Raw genomic sequence first — 26,922 nt, 5'->3', positions numbered from 1 at the left:
TAAACGCTCTCCGCCATTATTCTACCATAGATTACCTTTACTGAAAAGAGCAATTTAACGTCCGCTAACCGGATCTCTCAGCGCATAGTCACTGCGATCCAGAGAGAAATTCGGGTTGTAATAGGGGTCTCCTGCTTCCAGCTCTGCCTTCCATTTTTCACGGAAATGCTCGGATTCTTTGTTGTAACGCTCCGCCTTCTCTCCCTGATCATCCAGACCTCTGGAAATAGATTCATAATGATACAGTTCCGCAAAAGGGGTCCATACATTCAGCAGTCCCAGTTTGCGCAGTTTCAGGCAGAAATCCACGTCATTCAGAGAGATCACAAAGCTCTCGTCCAGTCCTCCCACCTGCTCATACAGACTCTTTTTCACCAACAGACATGCTCCGGTCACTGCCGTGGCATCCTGGGTATAACACAGGCGTCCCATGTAGCCGAGGTTCTGTACCGGAATACGATAATGGGTATGTCCTGCGGTGCGATGTGCCCCCAGTCCGATGACTACACCGGCATGCTGGATCGTCTTGTCCGCATAATACAGCTTTGCACCTACGGCACCCACATCTTCCCGCTGTGCATACATCAGCATCTCTTCCATCCAGTTGGCAGTGATCACTTCCGTATCATTGTTCAGCAAAAGGATATAATCTCCGGTGGCATAGGATACTCCCAGATTATTTACAGCAGAATAATTAAAGTCACCATGATAGGTCACCACAGAGATCCGGCCGTCCTCGCTGTGCAGAATCCCGCCGTCATGACCGCAGACGGTATGCAGCTTGCATCTCTCTGCGTAGGAATCATTGCCGGACAATCCCAGCAGCTGGGAATAGTAATCCCGGATTTCCGGTGTGGTGCTGTTGTTCTCCACCACGATGATCTCGTAGTTGCTCCAGGCGCTGTTCTTCTGAATAGAAGTAATACATCTCTTCAGATCTTCCACGTGATCCTTGTTGGCGATCACGATGGAGATCTTCGGATCTCCCAGAATCTGATAGCGGATCCGGAAAATTGTGGCACAGGCTCTGGTACTGGTGATCTGAAAATGTTTGAATCCATGCTTTTTCAGATGATCCGCCACGGCACCCTTTGCCGCCTCGATGGCATAGGGCTTTGCGTCAATACTGGCGGCGGTACTGCCCGCATGGCTTCTCCAGTAATACATCAGTCTGGGCACATGTACGATCTTTTGTGCTCTGTCCGTCAGACGCAGGATCATATCGTGGTCCTGCGCACCGTCAAAAGCCGTACGGAACAGTTCCTCGCCTTCCAGAAGTTTTCTGGAAAAGACGCTGAAATGACAGATATAATTGTTGGCCCGCAGATTATCCGGTGCATAATCCGGCTTAAAATGCATGGTCAGCATTTTATTAATATTGTCCTCCTGGAAGGTGGTCTCATCACAGTACAGATAATCCGCACCCTGTTCATTGATTTCCTTGACATAGGCATACAATACGGAAGGATGCAGAATGTCATCCTGATCGAACAGTCCGATATAGTCTCCGGTGGCCAGCTTGTAACACTCATTGGTGTTGTAGGAAATACCTCCGTTATGGTCCAGGTGCTTATATACAATACGGCCATCTGATTTCGCCGCGTACTCCTTGCAGAGTTCTTCGATGTAAGCATGTTCCGCATCGGAACCGTCCGCCAGACACAGTTCCCAGTTCTGATAGGTCTGGTTCATGACGCAGTCCAGCATCTGTATCTGGAACTCTCTCTTGTTATTCCACAACGGCACGAGAATACTGATCTTCGGCATATAGGGGAATACCGTTTCTTCCTCTTTCTTCCTCTGTTCCGCGTCGGGAAAGCTTCCGGTACCGTAGGATTCCATCAGGCTCTTCTGGTGACTCTTGTTACGGATCTTCCGCAGAATATCTTTGGGACCACCGCAATGAGACAGCCGTTCCTTCTGTCTCTGGGCAAAATGGATCACACTCCTGGCAGGTCCTGTAGCCTTCCAGAATTTATTTTTCTTGATTCGGTCCAGTTTGAACTGCAGATCTTCCTTCTCCGATTCCAGTACTACGATCTTGTCCGCCAGATCCGCACATTTTTCATGCTCTCTCTCGTAGGCTTCCTTATAATTGATCTCGGTGTTGCTCTCTGACATATGTCTCCTCCGTGATGCTTTCACCGCATTTTAGCAGATCATGCATCTGTTTTATTCTTTTGCTGCCGGAAGCTCTACGGTCAGATATTTTCCCGTAGTATTCCAAAGTTTCAGCTTGCTGACACGATTCACCACAAGAACAGCGATCGTATAGTTTCCAGCCGGCAGTTGTTCTCCTTCTCTGAGGACACAAAAGCCGCCCAATGCCACATTTTTCTGATCCGGAAGATTTTCCTCCAGTTCCTGTCGGTAGGCAGGCATCAACTGCATGGACCACACACCCTGTCCTTCTGTTTCCCCACAGGGAATCAGCAACAGATGTTTTTCATAGCAGGCATTATCGTCCCCCAGAATCACACTATATCCCTGGATCCGCTCCGGTCCCGCTGTCTCTACTCTGGCCATCAGGCAGTTATCCCTGCGGATCTTCTGTAATTCCTCTCCGCCAGGAAGTCCCCTTTTCCAGAAAGGCTCCTGTAAAACATTCCGATCTGTCAGATATGCCGGAACCACACGGCTGTCCAGTCCCTCCCGGTTCAGCCCCTTCGGGTAAAAAGGATCCTCTCCCCGGAACTGTGGATGCATCTGGTAGAGCAGTTCTCTCTCCTGTACCAGACGCTGCATTTTCTCAGGACTTTCATCGCTTCCCCGGCTGAGAGATTCATGGTGATATGCAAAGCGGTCGTTCCACACCACATTGTAGTATCCCATTTCCAGAAGCCGGAAGCCCAGTTCCACATCATTATAGGCTACCCGCAACACTTCCCGGAATCCTCCGGCCTCCCGGAACACCTCTGTCCGGATCAGGAGACAGGCTCCCGTCACGGCCACACAATCCTGTGTAAAACGGTTCCGTCCAAAATAGTAGCTTCTGTCATCCTCCATAAACTGTAGCTTATGCACCGGTCCCACCGGCAGATTGACAATGCCGTCATGCTGGATCTTCACGGAATCCGGATAATAAAGTTTCAGTCCCACACTGCCCACATAAGGCTGCAAGGCTCTGGACACCATTTTATCCAGCCAGTCATTCTCACATAATTCAATATCATCATTTAAGAACAGCAGCAGCTTGCCATCTGCCAGTTCTGCGCCACGATTACACATGGTGGAAAAATTGAACTCCGCAGGCTCATATACATACCGGATCGGTGTTCCGGCTGTCCGGATTTCTTCCACCAGCTGTTCTGTTTTTTTCCTGTTTTCCTCGTTACTTCCGTTATCTATCAGCAGGATTTCCACCGGAACACTGCCCTCCGGGCGTTGCGTCAGCGACCGCAGACATTTTCCCAGTACGGAAGGATTATCTTTGGAAGGAATGATCACAGAGACCCTAAGTTCTCCGGCGAACAGTTCTCTGGCTTCCTCTGCCGCTTTGGCCGCCAGTTCCACGGACAGTTTTGCGGATTCCGCTGCCGTCCGGTACTCTTCCCAGGGGTTCTGCTCATCTTCCGCTTTCTCCCGGCTGGTTTCTGCCGGTCCCTGCAGTCCGATTCCCGCAGTACCAAAAGTGCCGTGAAACAGCACTTCTTCCAGATGTCCAATGGTATGACAGCCTCTCTCAAATCCACCGGCCACCAGAAACAGCCGGTCCATCAGGGGACGGATCTCTTCCGCTTTCGAAAATACTATTTCCCTGCCGGTGCTCTCTCCTTCTGTCACAGCCCCGGGCTCCCCCAGTTTCTGCAACAGTCTGCTCCGCACTGCCACGACGCTTCCCACATAGAAGAAAGCCCGGTAGGTATCCGGAGCCCAGCAAGGCTTGAACCATGGGATCATACGCTCTCCGTTCTCTGACAGCAGATCTTCATCTCCATAGACGATCTCTGCCTCCGGATGCTTCACAAAATACGCATTGATCCGCTCCACAGCATTTTCCGCCAGCTCTCCTTTCTGCTGCCTGTAGATCACGAATTCCGCAAGACCGGCTCTTTCCCCGATCTCTGTGACCACTGTTTCCGCAATCTTTTTTTCCTGCTCCACAGCCCATTGCGCGTAGGTCACCCGCAGCTTTGCCAGTTCTGCTTCATACTTTTTATCCTGTTGTCTGACAAGCATCTGCTTTACTGACGTCCGAATGCTCAAGTTTCCTGTCTCCTTAGAAAAATTTTTTCACCGCTCCCGCCATGTCACTTGCCACAGCAAGGGGAATCTGCACGATCTCCATTTTCACAGTCAGGATGTTCTCTGCCTTTCTGTTCAATGCATCCACCCGGATCGTCAGATTCGGATCCTCCGTGGGAAATACCACGCTGGGATGCTCCGCACCGTCTGCGGACTTTAAGATTTTTCCATTGGTGGTAACGATCTTTTTGTCCTGCACAGGAACCGGCTGTCCGTTCATGGTAAGCTCCCGGATTTTACACACGCAGGCGCACATGGCCGGATCCAGCCGTAAATAATGGACATTTCCATCGAAATTCACCGTAAATTCCGCCTGTTTTTCCTCTGCATAGACGTTCTCCGGGAAATAAGAATTTTCTTCGGAAAATCCCTGTCCCTTGTCCTCATAGATCTGTACCCTGAGTTCTCCCTCCGTCTGACGGAACCGTCCGATCCATTCCGTGGGCTTATAAATTTCGCCGCCTAAGAGATTGCGGATCTCACCCATGGACAATTTCTGTCCGGTCACATATTTCTGAAATTCCATCTCCTGCTCTCTGTACTGTCTGGCTTCGTTTTCCGTGATGCCCAGACGATCCAGAATACGATCCAGTTCCAGTGCATTACGTCTTTCATCTTCCAGTACATAACAGTATACAGCCCGGAAGGCCAGAGCTCTGGTCTCTATGGGACGGTCAAAAGTCCATTCATAATCAATCAGTGTCCAGTGGTCACCATCCACCAGAATATTGGCAAAGATCAGATCAAAGTCTGCCACCGGCACATCCTCCCCGTAGCCCACTCTCTCCAGATATTCTGCGAACAGGTTGTGAAATCCCTCCACATCCTGTCTGTCCAGGCATTCGTCCATCAGTTCCGACAGCGGTCTGCCCGGCACGAACTCAAATTCCGCATAAGGTATGCCGTTCTCTTCTCCCAGATGGCAGACATTGACATCCAGACTGCTTCCCGCATACCGTTCCTTCAATTTTTCATAAGCCTCCGGCATATGACGCACATGGGCTTCCGCTTCTTTTGTCAGCGGATATTTTCGGACCGTCTTACAGCCTTCCTTGTCCCGCAGGATCTCGGTGCGGATCCGGAAGCTTTCCGCACGGTCATTGGAATATCTGGCATATTTCAGATCCAGAGGTGCTCCGATCACCGCCATATAGGAATTGGAAAAAACGGAAAACAATCCTTCCTCCACAATTCCGTCAAAAGCACTCTTCTCATCGAACAACAGCATTCTGTCCCGGTCAAAATTCCGCAGATTGTTGGACAGCTCTCCACGTCCTGGAAGATAAGCATCGGAATAGACTGTGGTCATAAATTTATAATCGGGATACGGATAATAAAAACTGCGCTCTCTCACACCGCAGGCATCGAAAATGCGCTCTAGCTTTTTCCGGGAAAACGTGCGTACCACACCGCCCTCCGGATAATTTTCAATGCCGGAAAACCAGCTGCCCAGATGATCTTCCTTGCATCCGGCAAAATATTTCAATCCGTATTTGTTCTCAATGGCAATCACGATCCTGCCGTCCGGTGCCAGATGCTTCTGCAGGATCTTAAGGAAATCCTCGTAAGGCGTCTTGCCGCCTATGTAAGCCTGTCCGTACTCAAAAACACCGATCAGACAGATATAGTCATAGTCTGCGGGAAGTTCCGGTTCCACATCCGTGAAATTGCCCACATGGATCGTCACATTTTCACATTCGCTGTGGCGGTAGGCGTTGATCAGGCTGCGCTTCTTCGAGAGATCCACACAGGTCACTTCCTCGGCTTTTCTTGCCAGTGCACCCGTGATGGCTCCGCATCCACTGCCCACTTCCAGCACTTTCTCTGTTTTCTGTATGGGAAGGAAATCCACGATATTTTCCCGGAGAGCAGACAAATGATACAGGATCGGCCAGCTCTTTCGCTCCGCAATGATCCTGTCATATTCCACCGTACTGTATTTTTTTACAATGTCTAAGATCTCGTCCTCCACACTGCCGTCGCAATAATAATCCTCGCCGGGATATTTATCCAGATTCAGTGTGATCTTCCCGATGGTCTCTGTCATTCCTTACTTCTCCTCCGCATCCCATACTTTTGTTTCGGAATCCATATCATAATATCCTACGGTGTTCTTGTCCGATACCACCGTAATATTCAAGGCATCATACAGTCTGTGATATACCTCGAAGGTATCCTGATTGTAGCCGGTCACTCCCAGAGACAGCAGATACTCACCACCCTGTAAGTTCATCTTCTGGGTAAAAGTCACATTTTTCACCTCTCCCGGCTCCACGCTGTCCAGAAAAGCCTTTTCAATCATGGTATTTGTACCGGTGATCTCCACACCGATGACGTTTTTTACAGAAAATGCAAAAATGGGGGCCGGAATATGATCCATAAAACGAACCCGCATATGGATGGTAAACATACTGCCCTTCAGTATCGCATTGGTGGGAACCCCTCTGTCATCCGTAATGTAAAATTCCTCAATCTGTGCCTGCTTCGTACCGTATTCCAGGGCATTGGGATTCTGCCCCTTGGCCTCCATGGAAGCCTGGGAAGCATCGGTCCCCTTCTCATCTGCTTTTTGGGCAGCTGCTCTCTGCAGGTCTTCATCATCCAGCAGACTGGCAGTCTCTTCTCCCACACTCTCCGGGCCGTCATACTGTCCCACCAATACCCTCTTGTAGGTGTCGATCATAGCCTTGGGACTGCCTTCGCCCAGGATATTTCCCTGATTCAGCAGATATACACGGTCACAATATTTGCTGATGCTGCTCAGATCATGACTGACGAACACAATGGTCTTGCCCATCTTCTTGAATTCTTCGAATTTATGATAACATTTTGCCTGGAAAAATACGTCACCGACACTCAGAGCCTCATCCACGATCAGGATCTCCGGCTCGATATTGATGGCCACCGCAAAGGCCAGCCGGACGAACATACCGCTGGAATAAGTCTTCACCGGCTGATAGACGTAATCTCCGATATCCGCAAAACTTAAGATCTCCGGAAGCTTTGCCTCGATCTCCTTCTCGGAAAATCCCATCATCGTCCCGTTCAGATACACATTTTCAATGCCGTTATATTCCATATTGAATCCGGCACCCAGCTCCAGCAGAGCGGAAATACGGCCATTTACCAGCACTCTTCCCGAAGTGGGATTCAATACACCGGTGATGATCTTCAGGATCGTGGATTTACCGGAACCGTTGGTACCGATAATACCCACCGTTTCTCCCTGATAGATCTTCATGTCCACACCCTTCAGGGCATAGTGAAGCTTATGCTTCGTCTTTTTTCCGAAGCCGAAAGCCTCCTTCATCCGATCTGAGGGCTTATCATATAGTTTATAGATCTTCTGGACATTATCGACTTCAATGGCTAGCTTTTTCTTTTCCTGCATCAATTTTAATCCTCGCTTATCAGCGTTACACTGTCTTTGTCATACCATATGGCCAGAGAACGGTTGGCCTCGTTATTTTCATCCTCCGAGAGGTCTCCCATGCACAAAAACCAGGGCTTGTAGTGATAAGGTTGCAGCTGTACATCATCCTCATCTCCCAATAGCTTCTCCACCCGTTCCAGATATTCCTGATGGAAATTATACGCTTCTCCGGTATGCACATAGTAATAGGCCCCATAAGCCGAATAATGTCCTGCCTGATTGGGTGACACCTGAAAGATCATGATAAATTCCAGACCCATAATCGCATAAAACCACCACACTGCGGCTCCGTTCCAGTTCGCCAGCCATCTTGCCGCGCTGCCTGATGCCTTCTTCTGCAGTCTTTGCTGCAGCCAGCCACACCAGTATATTTCGTTCAGGAACAACAGCAATAAATATGTGATCTTCACCGCATTCAGAGTTCTGGACAATCCGGCATGTCCGAGGGAATACAGGCTTGGGGTGTAACCGGTGGCATACAGGCAGAAGGACCACAGAAGTACGACTCCCGGATACCGGAAACGATACTCCGTCTCCTTAAGTGCCTGCCAGATCAGGGGTAACAGCATCACCATTACCATAAGAACAATAGATCCCGTAAACTCTGGAAGATGTTTTACTCCTTCCAGAAAAGATCTGCCGATGGACTCCAGGGGACTGTATCCCCAGCCGACATAGCTGCGGGCCCGCACGGAATTGCCCGGTGCCGCTACATTCAGCCCAAATCCTATAATGTATACCAGCGTAGCAGGCAACAGCCACAGTCCCTTTTTCCGGTGTTCCACTACCACACTTATAAACAGAATCGTCAACAGCGATAAGAGTCCCTGCAATGCCGTGACAAAATTGCTTCCGGCCGTGATCATGGAAAGCAGTACCGAGGCCGTAAATAGCAGCCCGGTAGCAGTTCTTCCTTCTGCTCTCTCCAGGCAGATTGCCACAGACAACATCAACAATCCAAAGCCGTGCATTCCCACGTAATGAACTCCGCCGTTATACCAGTAGAAGCCACTCTGTGCGGAATAAATAAACATAAAGACTGCCACTGTAATCACTGCCTGTGCTGCCAGGCCGGTCCACTTCTCCATGCCCAGTACTTTCCGCAGGATCACATGGGTAAATGTCATGGTACCCGCCAGCAATAGAAGCAGGATGAACACTGGACCGAGGAAATAATACTGTTCTCCCCAGATTGCTGGCATCAATGCCATAAAGAAAATAGAAGAATAGGTTCCCTGCCACGCATACCACTGCGTTCTGGAGCAATCCAGTGCACCGGAAATGGCAGCCCATTTTGACTGTTCCTGCTCCATGGCAGCTCTGGCAAATCTTCCGAAATTGTAATCATCATAATACGGAACCGCATAGACTGTCAGACGAAACAATGGAATCATCGTCAACAGCAGTAGTCCGCAGCATCCCACGGCCAGCAGGATCTTTCCCGGCTTCCATAACCAAAATTTTCTAAATTTTTCACGAGCACCCTTCAATTACTTTCACCCTTTCTGTTTTCCCCACAACAGTTTTGTAATGCAGCTCCTCCCACAAGGTTCTTCATCTATAAAAGTTTTGCTATGCTCTGTTTTTTATAATACGATTTCTCCGTTCTTCGAACTCTCGAAATCGTAACAATCATTCGTATTATAGAACGTCTGCGAAATGTACCTTCAATCGTTTGAAAATAACGGCTCCCAACCCGAACAGTACTACCGTTACGATCCAGAAATACATGGTGGAAAAGAAATCCTGGAAAAACCATTCCTTCTCATAAATAGCGCTTCGATAACCGTTTACAATATACACCAGCGGATTCAGCTTCAGGATCATGATCCATTTGCCGGACAATGCATCCAGATTCCACAGAATGGGAGTGGCCCACATGCCGATCTGCAATCCGATACTGATGATCTGGGACAGATCCCGGAAAAAAACTACTACTGCACAGGTCGTGTAGCTTAGCGCCAGTACGAAAACAAACAGGCAGAAACTATAATAAATGATCTGTGTAGTATATATGGTAGGATAATATCCGTAGATAGCGGCCACGATCAACAACAGACACACAAAAAATACATGAATAAAGGTGGCTGCAATGATCTTGATGATAGGCAGGATACTGATCTTGAATACTACCTTTTTCACCAGATAATTATATTCCAGCAGTGCATTTGTCCCATTGTTCAATGCCTCACTGAAATAGAACCAGGGCACCAGTCCCGCCGTCAGGAACAATACGAAGGGTACTTCCACACCCTCCCGCAGGGGAGTACTCGTATTACCCATGATCTTATCAAAAACAATGTAATACATAGCCACCGTGACCACCGGCTGCGCCATGGCCCATACCGCACCCAGATAAGATCCCGCATATCTTTTTTTGAAATCATTTTTGGCCAGTTTCCAGATCAGATGACGGTTCTGGAACAGTTCCACCGGCAGTCCGGTGAATTTATCATACCAGTGAATAAAAGCAGCGCATGCCGCCGCGATCACTACGCAGGAAATGATCTTCTTGGCCAGTTCCTGTCCCGGATCTGCCGCAGGTCCCGGATTCTTATGGAATACAATGAGCACCGCCATGATCACTGCCGCTGTCACAAACAGGGTAATACCCGTTTTCTTACTTACCTTCATTCTCTTTTTCCTTCACGTACTGTTCCAGTGTGCCCCACTTGGTATCCTTCTCGGAAAGCGTCAGTTCCATACCTTCGGGAATCGGCCATTTTACACCGATATCCGGTGTATTGTAGGCAATACCGCCCTCATCATCGGGATGATAAAAATCCGTACATTTATAGCAGAATTCCGCATAATCCGACAGTACCAGAAAACCATGTGCAAAATTCTTCGGGATAAAGAACTGCTTCTTGTTCTCTTCAGACAAAAGCACTCCGTACCACTGGCCGAAAGTCCTGGAACCTTCCCGCAGATCCACTGCCACGTCATAGACTTCTCCGCGGATTACGCGCACCAGCTTGTCCTGAGGAAAATGTTTCTGGAAATGCAGTCCACGCAATACACCCTTCTTGGAAGCGGACTGATTGTCCTGTACGAACACCTCAGGAATTCCCGCAGCCTTGAAATCGTTATAATTGTAAGTCTCCATAAAATATCCTCTGGCATCTCCGAATACCGTAGGAGTAATGATCTTTAATCCTTCAATTTCACAGGTTTCTACTGTTATTTTACCCATTTATTTCGTCCTCACTCTTTATTTTTATTGACTATTCGTAGGTGATATTCATGTCCACACGACCTTCGATGCCGTCCACTTTTCCCTTGGAGGTATACTGCCAGGTCTTATAATATCCCTGATATAACGGAACACTGCGATACTCTGCCAGCCAGATATGATAGTTTTCCAGTCTTGCTGTCTGCAGATTATTGTTGTACCAGTTACGGCTGGCATAGACACCCGCCGTGTATCCGGCATTTTCTATGGTCCTGCAGAACGCTTCACATACCAGTGTTCTGGTCTCAGCATCCAGATTGTCCGCACGGCCGTTACCGCCCGCACCTTCGGTATCGATAAATACCGGATAGTTCAGCCGGTAATCCCGGATCAGTTCGATCACCGCGGAAGCCTCTTCCACAGCTTCCTTCTCATCCACAGCCTGGGTGAAAAAGTATACGCCCACCGGAATTCCTGCGGCCTGTGCACCCTTCATGTTCGTCACGAACATGGGATCTTCCACCAGGCTTCCGGTTACCGAACCGCGGTATCCGGCACGGATAATGGCAAACTGCACTCCTGCATTTTTCACCTTATCCCAGTCGATCTCCTTGTTCCATTTGGAGACATCGATACCGACCTTTGCATTACCGGACGTGGTCTGCAGCTTCTGGATCTCTGTCTTGTCCGCATCTGCCAGAGCATCTGCCACGGCGCTGTCCTCGGCTTCTGCATCCACTTCATCCTCCGTCTTGATCAACAGGGAAATATCGTCAATGGCCAGATACTCCACTTTATCCTTGACGTGAACTCTTGTCTCACTGACCGGAACCTTATATCCCTCAATGGGAAGGAGCTCAATATAATAGTCTCCGGAATCCAGATCTCCAATGTAAATGATACCGTCCTGATCCAGATCCTTGTAATCACCCAGGCCATCCAGCCGCACATAGAAGCTTTCACCGGTCACCGGAATTCCTTCGTTATCCACGATCTGGATCCGCAGATCCTTTTCTATGGAGGTGGCTACCAGAGACAGACGGTTGCTGTTATCCTTTGCAGCTTCCAGAATTGGATTTACTTCCTGATCAAAAAACGTATTATCTTTTAAAAATGCCTTCAGATCATTGCCGATCTGACCATCCGGTGAGACCGTCTCTTCTGCCTGAACGCCATTTTCCGCCGGAGATGCACTGTCACCCGCTCCGGCATTCTGAGTGCCGGATGCCGGCGGTCCGGAAGCTGCCGTAAACTGCTCCCTATTGACATACATGACCAGCAGTGCCACCAGCAGGATCACCGCCATGGAGGCCAGAATCGCCATTTTCCGCAGCTTAGAGTCCATTTGCTACCTCTACCAGATATTTTCCGTAGTTCGTCTTAAGCAGCGGCTCTGCAAGAGCAAGCAGCTGCTCTTTGTCAATGAATCCTCGCTTGAAAGCGATCTCTTCAATACAGGAAATGTACAGACCCTGTCTCTTCTGGAAAGCCGCCACAAAATCTGCCGCATCCAGAAGGGCATCATGATTGCCGGTATCCAGCCATGCAAAGCCTCTTCCCAGTGTCTCTACCTGTAAACTGCCTCTGTTCAGGTACTCGTTGTTGATGCTGGTGATCTCGATCTCTCCTCTTGCAGAGGGTTTTACATTCTTTGCGATCTCCACTACAGCATTGTCATAGAAATACAGTCCGGGAACCGCATAATTGCTCTTGGGATGCTCCGGCTTCTCCTCGATGGAAAGTGCCTTGCCGTTCTCATCAAATTCCACTACACCGTATTCTCTGGGATCACGCACATAATAGCCGAAAATAGTTGCGCCCTTTTCTCTGGCAGCTACTCTGCGCAATACTGCGGAAAAGCTCTGTCCGTAGAAAATATTATCTCCCAGTACCAGTGCCACTCTGTCATTACCGATGAAATCCGCACCGATGATAAAGGCATCTGCCAGCCCGCGGGGCTGATCCTGCACCGCATATTCCAGGCGCATGCCCAGCTGGCTGCCGTCTCCCAGCAATTCCTGAAATACCGGAAGGTCTCTTGGGGTGGAGATGATCAATACCTCTCTGATATCTGCCAGCATCAGTGTTGACAGGGGATAATAAATCATGGGTTTATCGTACACCGGCATGATCTGCTTGGAAATCGCTTTTGTCAGGGGATACAGTCTGGTTCCGGAACCTCCCGCCAGTATAATTCCTTTCATTTCGTCCTCCGATCCGCCCTTTTCGGGCTTCTTTTTACTTGTTTTTTAACACACCGAATGGGAACGACGTTCATCGTTCCCATTTAACAGGTATTCTTTACTTTTCTTCGTACATCTCATTGTAGTACTTCTGGTAATCACCGCTGGTCACATTATTCATCCAGTCTTCATGCTCGAAGTACCAGGCGATGGTCTTGCGGATGCCTTCCTTGAACATGGTCTCGGGATACCAGCCGATCTCTGCCTTGATCTTGTCCGGTGCAATGGCATATCTTCTGTCATGTCCCTTACGATCCTCCACGTAAGTGATCAGGTCGTTGTTAATATGCGCCTTGCGGGGATCGGAATCCGGAAGCATCTCCTGCAGAGTCTCAATGATAATGTGGATGATCTCGATATTCTGCTTCTCATTATGTCCGCCCACATTGTAGGTTTCGAACAGTCTTCCCTGTTCCTGTACCATATCGATAGCCTTAGCATGGTCTTCCACATACAGCCAGTCACGGACGTTCTTACCGTCACCGTAGACCGGAAGCTTTTTGCCATGCAATGCATTATTGATGATCAGAGGGATCAGCTTCTCAGGGAACTGGAAAGGGCCGTAATTGTTGGAGCAGTTGGTAATGTTGGCAGGGAAATGATAGGTATCCATATATGCCTTCACCAGCATGTCTGAGCTTGCCTTACTTGCGGAGTAAGGGCTGTGGGGATCATACGGAGTGGTCTCATAGAAGAATGCATTGTCATCATCTGGAAGAGATCCGTAGACCTCATCTGTAGATACATGCAGGAACTTCTTGCCTTCTTTGAAGCTGCCATCGGGAAGCTCCCAGGCTGCCTTGGCACAGTTCAGCATCACTGCAGTACCCAGGACATTGGTCTGTACGAAGATCTCCGGGTTGCGGATACTTCTGTCTACATGGCTTTCTGCCGCAAAATGTACCACACGGTCGATATCATTCTCTGCGAAAATTTTGCTGATGGCATCCTTGTCACAGATATTAGCCTTGACAAAGGTGTAGTTCTCACGCTTCTCCACGTCCTTGAGATTCTCAAGATTGCCTGCATAGGTCAGTGCATCCACGTTGATGATACGGATTTCATTATCGTATTTTTTAAACATGTAATGAATATAGTTGGAACCGATAAAACCGGCCCCTCCTGTTACCAGATAAGTTCTCATTTTTTCTCCGTTCTGCGCACAGCGCACATTTTTTGTTATAGATAGGGGTATTTTACCATAAAACAAGCAGGATATCAACACGGCTCCTTCGCACTTCGTGCTCTCGGATCCGTGACACACATTCGCATTCCGGACTATCGTCATTCTTAGCGCCGGGTATTAACACGGCTCCTCCGCACTTCGTGCTCTCGGACCCGTGACACACATTCGCATTCCGGACTATCGTCCTACATGCTCATGTGTGTTTGATTTGCTAATAAAGTCCCAGCCTCGCCTGCAAGCAGTCGGTCTGGGCTTTATTGCAAATCTTAATATCCCAGGTAGCTGAGGTTCAGATCCACATTGCCGCTGATGCCGCTGACTTTTCCTGTGGATTTGTATTGCCACAGATCATAGCGTCCGGTGTAGGTGGGTGCTGCTGCATACTGGGCCAGCCAGATCTTGTAGCCACTCAGTGCACTTGCATCCATCTTCTGGCTGAGCCAGGTCTTGTTGGCATACACACCTGCGGTGTATCCTGCATTCTGAATGGTATTGCAGAATGCCTTACATACTGCCGTTCTGGTAGCGGAATCGATCTTATCACCTCTTCCGCCGCTTCCTTCCACATCCAGGAATACCGGATAGGAAATCTTGTAACCGCTGATACGGTCCAGTACCATGGAGGCTTCCTGTACTGCCTCGACCTCATCCACTGCCTGGGTAAAGAAGTATACACCCACTTTCAGTCCTGCTGCCGTAGCTCCCTTGATGTTGGTCTTGAAGGTAGGATCATCGATCAGTGCTCCCTGAGAGGAACCGCGATAACCCACACGGATGATCACGTAGCTGACACCGGAATTCTTCACGGCGTTCCAGTCAATTTTTCCATTCCACTTGGACACATCGATTCCCATGGTGCCGGAACCAACTACCAGAGATCCGTCACTGGCAAAATTGTATTTTGCGCCCTGAATGACCTGTTCTCCGGTAACCTTGTTGCCATCCGCTGTAAAGAAATAAAGCTTTCCGTCCAGTGTCTGCCATCCGGTGTATTTCACATCACCTTTGATAAAGAACTTAGAGGCAGTAAAGTAATCCGCATAGACTGCTTCACGATAGCTGTCACCATCCTGTACATACAGCTGTACACCGCTCTTGTCTTTCAGCTTGGTAGTTTTATCTTCTCTCGCATTGGAAGCCTTTACTGTTACTGTGCACTTGGCTTCCACCTTGTTGCTGCCTTCTGTATACGTTACCGTTACCGTAGCACTTCCCGCTTTCACGCCGGTGATAGTAATGGTCTTGCCGCTTACAGCCACAGTTGCTATACCGGTATCACTGGAAGCCGCACTTACGGTTCCACTTCCGCTGACTTTTGCGGTAACTGTATCCGTTGCCTTCGGATAAGTCGTCACTGCCGTTTTATCCAGAGTAATTGTCGCCGCCGGAGTCGCTGTAGGGGTTGCCGTAGGGGTCGCTGTAGGAGTTGCCGTAGGGGCAGCTGTCGGGGTTGCCGTAGGGGCCGCTGTAGGAGTTGCTGTTGCCGTCGGGGTTACTGTCGGAGCCACTGTGGGCTCTGCAGTCGTGGTTACTGTCGGAGCCACTGTGGGCTCTGCAGTCGGGGATACTGTCGGTTCTTTTGTAGGTTCTGCTGTCGGTTCCGCTGTTGGTTCTGCTGTAGGTCCTGCTGTAGGAGACACTTCTGCCATCCGCAGGAACTTACCGCTGTAAGCCACCGTTACGGTCTCCGGATTGGTAATGGTATCCTTGGATACTTCTTTATAAGTATTGGCAGTTGCGGTACTTGCCACCCACTGCACAGTATCCTGCAGTGTGGACTCTACAGTAGTATCCTTGATCTGTGTATCCTCTTTTGCAGCATTGATCTCAGATTCTTTCTTGATCTCATTGGAGACATCGACCTTTTTATAGGCGATATCTTTCTTTACTTCTACTTTCTGTGCTGCTGTCGGCAGAACATAGTCCTTGTATTTATCATCCGTCAGTGCGTTTACCGCTACGGAATAATTCCCCGGCGTAATACCCTTTTTATAGATAATACCGTCCATATCGTCATCAGTCCAGGTCTCGGTCTTGCCGTTGGGATCTGTGATGGTTACGCTGAAGGGTACGTTGGAGATCAGCTTGCCGGTCTTTTTATTGTTGAATTTGATCTTCAGATCCTTCTGTACAGAGACCAGCTCCAGTTCTACCGTACCGCCGTTGGTGTACTCTGCCTCTTCATATTCCTTCTGTTCTTCCGGATCTTCTTCTACCGCATTGGCTGCCGCGATCTTTGCCATCTGTGCGTCTGCCACTGCCAGAAGTCCCTGCTCACCGATCATCTGGATGCCGTCCAGCTGTGTTCCCACGCTGACGAACTCCGATACCTGTCCATCCACTGCCCGGGCACTGGCATAGACACTTCCGGTCACGATAGCCAGAATCAGTACCGCCACTCCGGTAGCTGCCATGATCCGGTCCATGGTACTCAGGTTCAGGAATTTTGTCCAGATTACAGCGATTCCGCCCTGCTTTTTGCCCCCGGTCTTTCTCCTGCCCGTGGGAGCCGGCTCTTCCTCGTAATCCTCGTCGGCATAGTACTCCTCACCGTCTTCTTCTCCGGTGTGCTCTTCCTCATCGGCGTAGTACTCCTCACCGTCGTCTTCTCCGGTGTACTCTTCCTCATCAGCATAGTACTCCTCGCCGTCTTCTTCTCCGGTGTACTCTTCCTCATCAGCATAGTACTCCTCACCGTCGTCTTCTCCGGTGTACTCTTCCTCATCAGCATAGTACTCTTCGCCGTCTTCTTCTCCGGTGTACTCTTCCTCATCGGCATAGTATTCCTCGCCGTCGTCTTCTCCGGTATATTCTTCCTCGTCCCAATCGTAACCATCCTGTACGTCTTCTTCCCAGTTACGGTCCGGACGTTTTGTATGGTTAAATAATTTTTTCATCTGATCTATCCCTTCTGCTCATAATTCTCGGTGTAACAATTCCGTAACATTATAGCATTGTATTTTCCCCACATCAAGGCATTCACCCATTTCTTCAGAATTTCTTAAATCTTTCTAATATTATGGACTTTCTTTTCGTATAATAGTAAAATCAATATAACTCTTTTTACCACTACATTATTGAATTACCTGAAACGGAGAGAATACATGAAACGAAACAATAACAACCATAATATCCACGCATCTTCTGTGAATGACATGCCGGATATTGAGATTGTAGATCTGGAAAACGACACAATGCAAGACACAGATTCTGGTAATTTCCATTCCGGGAATACTCGTTCCGGTTCTGTGCACAATTTCCATACCGATTCCGATGACGACATAGAAGACCTTTACGTAGATGCCGATGAAGAAATCCCTGAGGGCGAAGAGTCTGCGGCCCCTGCCGGTATCCGGCGCTTTCTGAATTTTCACGTACTGTTTGCTCTCGTGCTTCTTATTGTTGTCGGCGTGGTAGGATACCGCGTCACACACTGGGGACAGAGGATCAGCCAGTCCGACATCTTCAAGGACGGACAGGGTTCCTACGACGACAGTTGGGATTCCATCCTTCCCCTGACCGACGAAAACGGTCAGATGATCATTAATGATGCTTCCAATATCGTTGTCTTCGGAAATGCTCCCTTCGCAGATGACAGGGACTCTTCCGACAATCTGGCCAATCTGATCGCCAAAGAGACCGATACCACCGTTTATAACTGTTCCATCAGCGGAAGTTACCTTGCTGCACAGCAGTTAAACTACGACCCCACCGTTGCCCCCATGGATGCTTACTGTCTCTACTGGCTGGTGAACCTGGCCGTTGGGGTTCCTCTGGATGGCTACTACACCGATGCAGCCAATGCTCTGGGCGACAAGACACCGGCCGAAGCAGAGGAAGTAATCAACACACTGAAAACTCTGGATTTCAACACGATCGACACCGTTGCCATTATGTATGATGCTACCGATTATCTGTCCGGCAATGCCATGTACAGTGATGAGAATCCCACGGATCCCACGCAGTTTACCGGCAATCTGGAGGCCAGCATTGAAGTATTGCAGAACTATTACCCCCAGATCCGCATTATCGTTATGTCTCCGACCTATGCATATGCTGTGGATGAGAACGGCGACTATGTAAGCTCCGATATGTATATTTACAACGGCCGTGATGTCTTATCCACTTATGTGATCAAGGAATGTTACTCCGCCAATATCCACAGCGTATCCTTCATGGATAACCTGTACGGCAGCATTACCGAAGACAATGCCGATGAATATCTTGTCGACAATCTGCACCTGAATGTAAAAGGACGTAAGCTCATCGCCAAACGTTTTGAATACTTCCTGAATTACTATTCCAAGGATTATGCATCCCAGGAAAAATAATTCCGGTCAAAAAAGGCTCCCGAAGCAGCCAGTTACTTTGCTGCTCCGGGAGCCACTTGTTTTTCCCTGAAATCTCATTCCTTCATAAAGTAATACAGATCCACTGTGGAATCTTTGTAGATCACATATCCGTGCATTCTTCCGAATTCTTCAAATTCCTGATCCTGCATCTTCCCCACCAGTTTTTTATCTTCCGACAGGATCACATAGGCACAGGCCTCTTCTCTGGCCAGTTCTGCCAGCTCCTGTGCATCAATGACCTCCTGCTCCATAACATCATAAAGATCATTCTGCACCGTCCACTTGCTCACCATAATGTCCCGGCCGTAGGGCATACAAATCACATTGGAATACTGTCTCACATACTGCAGCAGTTCTCCCGGGAATGCCGCCATGACTTCTCTGCCCGGAACCTCAATGGTATCACAGATATCCACAACGCTCTGGGGTACATGATACGCATTTTCCGCCTTCTGAAAATTGGGATTCCTGTAGATCAGACTGCCGGATATCGTAAACAGCACAATAGCCAACGTTATCCCCACATATCTTTTTCTACCGCCGAGTTTTCCACAAAGCTGCACCGTACCGAAAGCAATCACCGGTGTCACAGGCAACAACCACAGGATCCGGTAATAGATTTCCCCATCCGCCATCTGAGAGACGATCTTCGCCACCAGCGGATTAAAAAAGACAAGCAGCAATACTAACGGCACATAAAGAAACATCACCCGGATATATTTTCTTTTCTCTGTGAGCCACAGATACAGCAGACTCACCAGGAACCACAGAACGATCAGTCCGGTCCCCATATATTCCTGAAACAGCTTTAAAGCATCCATTCTTCTCCTCCGGTCCTATCATCCCAACAGCAAATACATTCCGGCATACACAATGCAGGGAATACAACAGCCGATCAATGGCAGTATGAGTTTCCATTTTCTGTAACTGACCGCACCACAGAGCCCGGCCGTTCCCACCAGCATGCATGCCAGCAATGCTCCCATGGTACTGGCCAGACAGCAGGCCGTCATCACAGATCCCAACAGCACCCAGAAACCGACAGTGATCTTCTGTTCTTCCTGTATTTTTCGAAGCAGTGTCAGCAGCAGGAAAAATATCATGGGGATCAGGATACTTCCCAATGCAGCCTTCCCCTGTCTGCTCCTGGCAATCATAAAATTCTCTACAGTATAATAAGAATAATCTCCGAAAAGCACCAACACTTCCGTACAGAGTAAAAATGCAGGCAACGCCCATTTCTTCCGGTATGCGCCCTCTCCTGCGAATAATACCCTGCTTCCCAGAAGATAGAATACTCCGTAAGTCATGGAGATCAGAGCGACCGGCACCAGAGTCTTCGCCACGATCACCGTAGTGATGCCGGTCATCTGGGCCAGCCATGCGATCCAGATGGGAAAAGGTGCCAGCCCGTGTCTCACATCCAGTTCCGTATGCATTCCCGTATAAGGGATCTTCTGATACATCCTGCCGGATTCCTCTGCCGCTGCGGAGATTGCCACATAATAGGCATCGTCACCATCACCGTAGACCATCAGCACTGCCAATACCAGCTGCACCAGCAAAAGCACACCAGCCAACACCCACAAAATAATCTCTGCTTTCTCCGGCTTTGCTTCCCGGACTGCCCGCAGAGTACGGGACTGCCGGAAATACCGGACCGTTGCCGCTGCCAGCAGCACCAGGATGTAGCCGCAATAAGCTACGGTCACCATCCACATACGGCCTTCCAACAGGATCACCGGCACACAGATCACCTGAAATCCCGCCCATAGCAGCATCTGACCGCTAATCCACAGAAATACCGGATTTCTACAGGGTTTATCCACATTTAAAAAACAATTTCCCACCCATGCCGGTATCGCTACCAGCAGAACGGCAAGCCACAGCAAACGAACTGCGATCATGTTTCAACCTCATTTCTGTCTTCTTATCATTTCATTCCTTATCTGGAAAACATATATATCATATCTCCGTGCACGCCTTCCGAAAGCAGAAGTTCCTCCGACGTATAACCATACTTATCCCGGAGCACAGACACTGTTGCTTCTTTATCCACACCCGGTTTGATCAATACGATCACCCGGTCCAGTGCCTCCACGGATTCCGTATCCTTACGTTCCTTCAGTTCCTCTGCCGTTACCAGCAAAGTTTTGGTGTAACGCATAAATTCCGGCAGGTTCTCATAATAGCCCACTCCCGCATAAACGCAGATGCATGGGAACTCCTCATATTCTTCCGCCAATGCTTCCTGTCTGGCATATCCCTGATAGAGGTATTCCCCATCATAGGCCGCAAGCCGCAGCCCCTGTACCACCACGAGCAACAGCACCAGCATGCCTCCCACGATCTGTTCTTTCCATCCGGAGATCTCTGTCAGTTTTTTTCCAAGGAGGCACAATAACAAAGCAAGCAACAATGCCACAAACGGAAACAAAGGCATAATATAGCGGTCCACCAGATACGGTGACATGCGGGATGCCAGCAGAAAATATCCGGCCACCGGCACCATCAGCATCCAGGCCGCATCTCTTCCGGAATTTTCACCTTTCTGTTCCTGTTTCCCGGCCCGGAATCTCAGATACAGCTTTCCCAGAAGCAGGATTGCGCCGGCGGCACATCCGCCGGTCAGAAGAGGCGCTCCCACTGTCCGATCCGCCAGAATTCTGCCAAATGCAGCCAGTCTCTGTCCGTAACCGGCAAATCCGGAGGCCAGATTGCCGAGAGCTTCCGTCCCTCTTCCGCTGGAGAACACATCCGAAATTGCAAAAGGGAACAATACCAGTCCGATCACTGCAGCGATCACCATGGACCGGATATAGCACCATAATTCTTTGTTCCTGTGCCGGTACAGCAGGATCACTGCGGTAACCGCCGCCAGCAGAAGGCAGTAAAACAGGAAAAAATACTGTGTCAGGAAACCCAGCACCGTAATAGCGATAAGACCCTTGTTTTTCTTGTCAAACCCGTTATTCTTCCATTTTTCCACATGGATGGAAAACAGGGCGACACACAGACAGGAAAGCAGCCCATACATACGGATCAGCAGCACCGTACCCAGTGCTCCGGTACTCATTCCATAGAGAAGCACCGCCAGGATTCCCAGCTGTCTTCCCTTTCCTTCCATGGAAAACACATCTGCCAGCTGTCTCCCCAGCCGCAGTAAAAGCCACAATGTAATTCCCAGACAGACCAGATTGATGCTGCATCCAAGCCACGGTGACAATGTTCCCCGAAAGACAGAACTCATGGTATGCAACAGCATAAAATGTACCGGCGGATGATTGTCATCTTTTACATTAAAATAAACCGACAGGTAATCAAAGGCATCTTTCTGATCCACCGTAACATAATCCTGAAACTGTCGGTCCGTGATCCAGACCGGTTCCTCATAGACATCTGCTTTATAAGACAACAGTTTGCTGTTTTCCCGGTTCCTAAGCACATCTGTTACTGTATTTTTCAGATTCTCCAGAGCCTCTCCCGCACTGTCCCCCTCGATCTCTTCGTTCACGAATTTGGCCAGACGCCCTTCCGGCTGGGTAGGTACGATCCAGGGATTATACCTGGCATTTGCCAGTTCAAAGCTCAGAAGTTCGTCCATGTGATAGCCTTCCTTCCGGCTGACTCCCGCACCCATCAATACCAGGCACAATATAACTGCCAGCAGTTCCGGCAGGATTTTTTTCCATTTATCCCGTTTTTCCTGTCCAATCATAGGAATCTTCCCATCTCCGTTATTATTCATTATCCATTACCCGATAGAGATAAATGCGGTAATAGCTGTTCTCTGTCTCAAAGGCCTCCGGCCTCATCAGTTCCAGACCGGTATCCTCACTGTGATCGATATAGGCTGCCGACAACAGATAGCTTCCGCCCAGCTGCCTCAGACTTTCCGCATCGATCGTATAGTCCTGAAAATAAAAGCCGCCTTTTTCGATCGTATAATAGCCGGGGCATTCCGCGCTGAACAAATAGCAACGATTCCCCCAATGGTCAAAGCTGTCTTCCAGATATTCACTCTTGTCCAGCTCCGGTGCAATGATCTCCCGGAAACGGTGCTTGTACTCCAGAGAATAGTTATTTGAATAGCCGTCCAGACAGTAAAATCCATGATACAATGCCGCAGCGGGATCGATCCCCAGACTTACGACCCGGTAATCCTGTGGTTCTTCCCCGGTATTCTCCCGCAGGTACTCCTGTACCTGATCCAGCACATCCACGGCATAATAATCCCGGAAGCTCATGGCTGCATAATTCCGGTTCACCAGTTTTTGCAGATTGGGCTTCAGATTGCTCTCCAGCAAAATCTTCCCGGCTGTTGCCACGGTAAGAAGCATTGCGGCCATTACGATGATCCCCGGGATCACACCGTTCCTGCGTCCGTTCCCTGTTTTCTCCACTCCTGTGTCTCTTTCCGGGAGCTGTTCCGTCAGCAATAACAGGCTGCACCCCAGAATAAAATACCACAGGCAGGGACTCAGCCACAGGACTCTGTTGGCCTGAAAGCCCTTCAGAGCACCCAGACTGGAACGGATAGCGATTCCGATACTGCTGTCCCACAGTGCGGCCACTGCCGCAAAGCCTGCAATAACGGCCAGTGACAGGCCCACGGCTTTCCATAACCGTTTTTCTCCGCCCTCAGGTACATTCTTTTTATCCGCTATGTCCTTCTTCGTTGCCCGATTTAGAAAAAATAAAACAACTGTTGTCATCAACAGCACCACGAGGATCAGTCCATGATAATCCACACTGTGCTGTCCTCCCTGCAGGAGGTTTGTTTTCAACTGACTGAAAAAGTCCACCGGGCTGAGCAGATATTCCGATTTGTGAGAAATCTCTTCTCCCTGTCCCCCGGACAGCTGAAGCAATAACGAACCGTTCTCAACGATATACGTAAGCAGCAAAATCCCCCAGGCTGCAGCCTGTCCGGCGGAGAACTGTTTCCTTTTGTCCACCAGTGTGACGATCTCCCATACCGCCCAGATTCCCAGCACAGCAAAACCGGATAACACCAGGGAAGAATTACATCCGAAAAGCAGTACATAAAAATAACAGAGAATCCGAAAATTCTTCGGTCTGTCCTTTTCCCCCAGTCGCAGTACACAATACATTAACAGCGGCAATCCATACTGGGACAGCCCGTACACCGGCAAAAACGGCAGATACGCATACATACATCCGGTCAGCATGGCTATGAAACCGACAAGTCCTTTTCTTCTCCGCAGTGTTTCCGATGTTTCTCCGGCCCATCCAAGCAGGCAGAACATTCCCAGATATCCGGCAAAGCTGCCAGCCACCTGCATACAGGCCAGTGCCAGTTCCGCAGGCAGCCACCGGTATAACAGCACACAGGCGGGGGCCGGCATGGTAAGCGCTGTTTTTGCTGCACCGTTCATGAATTCCGGCAATACACCGCTGCCATCCCACAGATGTCTTGCCTGCAGAAGATAGGCGATCACCTCACCGTCCAGCTGATCGTGATACACGAACACAGAGTCCTTCCCTAATACAAGATACGGAACTCCCATAAAAAATACTGCCAACGCTCCCAGAAAGAACCAGACTTTTTCTGATTTCTGCGTTTTCACTTTTGTTGTCATCTTCGTCATGGTTCCTCCTTCCCACGTTTCTGCTGTCACAACTCTATTATTTCTCCGGGTTGTCTTCTGTATCTCCGGCGCTTATGGTCCTATCGGTCCAGAGGATCATTCCCACAAGCCACAGAGAACCCGGCAGCAATCCGTTCTTGTAATCCAGGCATCCGGCATCCCGCATGGTATACCACAGGATCATGCCTGCCGCAGTGATCACACAGACTCCTGAGATCTTCCAGAACAGGCTTCTGTCCGGTACTGTTTTTTCTTTTTTCTGTCGGAGCATGGCAATGATCCCGCATATCATGCCGCTCACGACCACAACAGCGATTCCCGACAGGAACCACCAGCTGCTGTATTTTAGCAAAAGCTCTGTCAGCCTTGGATCTCCCGTCATCATAATGTCTACATTTCTGCCAGAGAAGGAGTCATATCCCCTGCCGTCCAACAGCAGCTGCAACAGTACCGTAGGCATGGCATATCCGAGGCAATCCCAGGCGATCTGATGGATATTGTCTGAAGTATACGTCTTCAGATGATACTCGGCATACTCTCTGAATATCTTCTGTGCTTCCGCCTTGCCGAAACGATCCTCCAGCGTCTTTTGTATGCCGGACTCCATGGTTCCCGCATAATACCCGGCATTCCTCATCTCTTTCCAGGTCATCCAGGTACGTAGCTGTTCCGGCCATTCATCGTATTCTTCTTCCTCTCTCATATGCGTCCAGCTGAACCGGCGCATCATGGCGGCGCTCACCGTATTCTCCGCCTTCCCATAGCTGCCCGGTGTCTGCCACATGGGCACCAGCGTGAATAAAATTCCCGCCATTGCCAGAAGGAGCAAAAGTTCCCGGCCTACTCTCTTTTTCTCCGTCTTTCTGCTCCGTAGCTGCCACAGATGTATCAGCCACAGAACAATAAGCGGTACCAGCCCCAGATACAGATTCTCCACCACACACAGTGTACTGAGCGCCCACCAGATTCCGGCTTCGAACAGACCATGTAACGGTCTGGCCGGCGCTGTCGTCTCACCATCCTCCGCCACAGCATCCTGCCGCAGGATCCGGATCACCGCCGACAGTTCCAGCAGTAAAAAGGAATATCCCGGAGAATTCGGCAATACGGCCAGATGACTTTGCATGGCACTGGGAAAGGTCAGAAGCGCCAGGCTTCCCCAGCACAAAAATATCTTTTTCCCTGTCACTCCGCATGCCCGTAAAAATACTACACCGGCATAAAATGCAATCAGGATCTGTACCGTATATACAAAAAAAGTATAAGGGATAGAACTTATGGATTCTATCCCTTTTACAAGCATCAGAAAAAGAGGGTAGCCGATCCCCATGTAGTCATCACACACAAGTGTCTCTGACGCTTTCAGCCATGTGTAGCTATCGCCGAATTCCGGAAAAATTCCAAAGGATCTGACGCCCCAGCAGATTCCCAGAAGAATCTGCACGGAGACACCCAGGAACAGAAATCTGCCTGCAACCTGTGCAGACGCTCTGCCAATTTTTTGCATGTTACTGCTCCTCTAATTCAAAAAAGTTTTTCACCAGTCCACAGATGAAATCCACCTGATCCAGTGTCAGCCCATAGTACATGGGAAGTCTTACCAGGCGCTCGCTCTCTCTGGTAGTATAACGGTCCTCGCCGTGGAACCGGCCGAACTTCTGTCCTGCGGGAGAAGTATGCAGCGGGATATAATGGAATACCGTAAGCACACCGTTCTCCTTCATATAGCTGATAAATCTTGTTCTCTGTTCCAGATCTCTTGCCTTGATGTAGAACATATGCGCATTATGCACACAGCCTTCCGGTACGGTGGGCAGGTCGATCTTTCCCGCTTTCTTTAAGGGAAGCAGCTGCTCATAATAGCGGTTCCAACAGGCAAGTCTTGCCTCATTGATCTCATCAGCGATCTCCAGCTGTGCATAGAGATAAGCCGCATTCATATCACTGGGAAGATAGGAAGATCCGTAATTTACCCAGGTATATTTATCGATCTGGCCCCGGAAGAACTTGCTGCGGTTGGTTCCCTTCTCCCTAATGATCTCCGCTTCTTCCACGTCCTTCTTATCACGGATCAGCAGTGCTCCGCCCTCACCCATGCTGTAGTTTTTGGTCTCATGGAAGCTGTAGGCACCGAAGTCACCGATGGTTCCCAGTGCTTTTCCCTTGTAAGATGCCAGTACACCCTGTGCGGCATCCTCTACTACCTTTAAGTTATGTCTTTTTGCGATGTCCATAATGGTGTCCATCTCGCAGGCCACACCGGCATAATGCACCGGAACGATGGCTTTCGTCTTCTCCGTGATGGCATCCTCGATCAGTGTCTCGTCAATGTTCATGGTATCCGGGCGGATATCCACGAACACAGGAACCGCACCGCGCAGTACAAAGGCATCTGCGGTGGATACGAAGGTGTAAGCAGGCATGATCACTTCGTCCCCGGGCCGAATGTTACACAAAAGTGCTGCCAGTTCTGTCGCATGGGTGCAGGAGGTCGTCAACAGACATTTTCCGGCTCCGGTCCTCTCCTCGATCCAGGCATTACATTTTTTCGTATATTCTCCATCTCCGCAGATCTTCTGATTTTTTACACATTCCTGAATGTAATCTGCGGCTTTATCCACATAAGGCGGTACGTTAAACTTAATATCAATCTCTCTCATAACACATCCTCTTTTCTAC

The 26,922-nt window shown here is 49.3% G+C and carries 18 protein-coding genes; 1 reads left to right on the top strand and 17 read right to left on the bottom strand.

Annotation, left to right across the window (positions count from 1 at the left end):
* Positions 1–54 precede the first annotated feature (54 nt).
* The 11 genes from DWZ61_RS07330 to DWZ61_RS07280 all read right to left on the bottom strand — a co-directional run bounded on the left by DWZ61_RS07330 (position 55) and on the right by DWZ61_RS07280 (position 17,176).
* The gene (locus DWZ61_RS07330) at positions 55–2,121 is read right to left on the bottom strand and encodes a glycosyltransferase family 2 protein (RefSeq protein WP_118537929.1); all 2,067 of its coding nucleotides are present in this window, start codon (positions 2,119–2,121) and stop codon (positions 55–57) included.
* A gap of 51 nt (positions 2,122–2,172) precedes the next feature.
* Positions 2,173–4,206: a glycosyltransferase gene (locus DWZ61_RS07325; protein WP_118537928.1), complete on the bottom strand. Its 2,034-nt coding sequence runs from the start codon at positions 4,204–4,206 to the stop codon at positions 2,173–2,175.
* Between the two features lie 13 nt (positions 4,207–4,219).
* Entirely contained in the window at positions 4,220–6,292 is a 2,073-nt protein-coding gene (locus DWZ61_RS07320; protein WP_118537927.1) for a class I SAM-dependent methyltransferase, read from the bottom strand.
* Between the two features lie 3 nt (positions 6,293–6,295).
* Complete coding sequence (locus DWZ61_RS07315) at positions 6,296–7,636, bottom strand: ABC transporter ATP-binding protein (RefSeq protein WP_022313585.1); 1,341 nt, start codon at positions 7,634–7,636, stop codon at positions 6,296–6,298.
* 5 nt (positions 7,637–7,641) lie between these two features.
* A complete protein-coding gene (locus DWZ61_RS07310) occupies positions 7,642–9,168 on the bottom strand; it encodes a hypothetical protein (protein ID WP_118537926.1) in 1,527 nt (508 codons plus the stop codon).
* A 151-nt stretch (positions 9,169–9,319) separates the two neighbouring features.
* The gene (locus tag DWZ61_RS07305; RefSeq protein WP_118502331.1) at positions 9,320–10,312 is read right to left on the bottom strand and encodes an ABC transporter permease; all 993 of its coding nucleotides are present in this window, start codon (positions 10,310–10,312) and stop codon (positions 9,320–9,322) included.
* Complete coding sequence (rfbC, locus tag DWZ61_RS07300) at positions 10,299–10,871, bottom strand: dTDP-4-dehydrorhamnose 3,5-epimerase (RefSeq protein WP_117467090.1); 573 nt, start codon at positions 10,869–10,871, stop codon at positions 10,299–10,301. Before rfbC ends, DWZ61_RS07305 begins: the two co-directional genes overlap by 14 nt.
* Before the next feature lie 31 nt (positions 10,872–10,902).
* Positions 10,903–12,195, bottom strand: a complete 1,293-nt coding sequence (locus DWZ61_RS07295; protein ID WP_118537925.1) for a glycoside hydrolase family 25 protein — start codon at positions 12,193–12,195, stop codon at positions 10,903–10,905.
* Complete coding sequence (gene rfbA, locus DWZ61_RS07290; RefSeq protein WP_118502335.1) at positions 12,185–13,054, bottom strand: glucose-1-phosphate thymidylyltransferase RfbA; 870 nt, start codon at positions 13,052–13,054, stop codon at positions 12,185–12,187. Before rfbA ends, DWZ61_RS07295 begins: the two co-directional genes overlap by 11 nt.
* A 97-nt stretch (positions 13,055–13,151) precedes the next feature.
* Positions 13,152–14,237, bottom strand: coding sequence for a dTDP-glucose 4,6-dehydratase (gene rfbB / locus DWZ61_RS07285; protein ID WP_118502337.1), 1,086 nt, complete (start codon positions 14,235–14,237; stop codon positions 13,152–13,154).
* Positions 14,238–14,545: 308 nt separating this feature from the next.
* Positions 14,546–17,176 (bottom strand): GH25 family lysozyme, encoded by a 2,631-nt coding sequence (locus DWZ61_RS07280; protein WP_118537924.1) that lies wholly within the window; start codon positions 17,174–17,176, stop codon positions 14,546–14,548.
* Between the two features lie 207 nt (positions 17,177–17,383).
* Here DWZ61_RS07280 and DWZ61_RS07275 point away from each other — a divergent pair, with 207 nt between their 5' ends.
* Positions 17,384–18,610, top strand: a complete 1,227-nt coding sequence (locus DWZ61_RS07275) for an SGNH/GDSL hydrolase family protein (RefSeq protein ID WP_022312210.1) — start codon at positions 17,384–17,386, stop codon at positions 18,608–18,610.
* Between the two features lie 74 nt (positions 18,611–18,684).
* On the opposite strand, the gene DWZ61_RS07270 is transcribed toward DWZ61_RS07275, so the two are convergent.
* The 6 genes from DWZ61_RS07270 to rffA are packed head-to-tail and all read right to left on the bottom strand — an operon-like array spanning position 18,685 to position 26,903.
* Positions 18,685–19,452, bottom strand: a complete 768-nt coding sequence (locus DWZ61_RS07270) for a hypothetical protein (RefSeq protein WP_118537923.1) — start codon at positions 19,450–19,452, stop codon at positions 18,685–18,687.
* Positions 19,453–19,470: 18 nt separating this feature from the next.
* Positions 19,471–20,538 carry a DUF6077 domain-containing protein gene (locus DWZ61_RS07265; RefSeq protein ID WP_118537922.1) on the bottom strand — a complete coding sequence of 356 codons (1,068 nt, stop codon included), beginning with the start codon at positions 20,536–20,538 and terminating at the stop codon, positions 19,471–19,473.
* 38 nt (positions 20,539–20,576) lie between these two features.
* A complete protein-coding gene (locus DWZ61_RS07260; RefSeq protein WP_118537921.1) occupies positions 20,577–22,349 on the bottom strand; it encodes a hypothetical protein in 1,773 nt (590 codons plus the stop codon).
* Positions 22,350–22,371: 22 nt separating this feature from the next.
* Positions 22,372–24,243 carry a DUF6044 family protein gene (locus DWZ61_RS07255; protein ID WP_118537920.1) on the bottom strand — a complete coding sequence of 624 codons (1,872 nt, stop codon included), beginning with the start codon at positions 24,241–24,243 and terminating at the stop codon, positions 22,372–22,374.
* A 37-nt stretch (positions 24,244–24,280) separates the two neighbouring features.
* Positions 24,281–25,750 (bottom strand): hypothetical protein, encoded by a 1,470-nt coding sequence (locus DWZ61_RS07250; protein WP_118537919.1) that lies wholly within the window; start codon positions 25,748–25,750, stop codon positions 24,281–24,283.
* A gap of 1 nt (position 25,751) precedes the next feature.
* Complete coding sequence (gene rffA / locus DWZ61_RS07245; protein ID WP_117466148.1) at positions 25,752–26,903, bottom strand: dTDP-4-amino-4,6-dideoxygalactose transaminase; 1,152 nt, start codon at positions 26,901–26,903, stop codon at positions 25,752–25,754.
* Between the last annotated feature and the right edge of the window lie 19 nt (positions 26,904–26,922).

Source organism: Clostridium sp. AF34-10BH (genome assembly GCF_003478095.1).
In the GTDB taxonomy this organism is placed as follows: Bacteria; Bacillota; Clostridia; order Lachnospirales; family Lachnospiraceae; genus Acetatifactor; species Acetatifactor acetigignens.
Note: the sequence above shows the minus strand (reverse complement) of the source record. Positions and strands in the feature narration are given on the sequence as shown.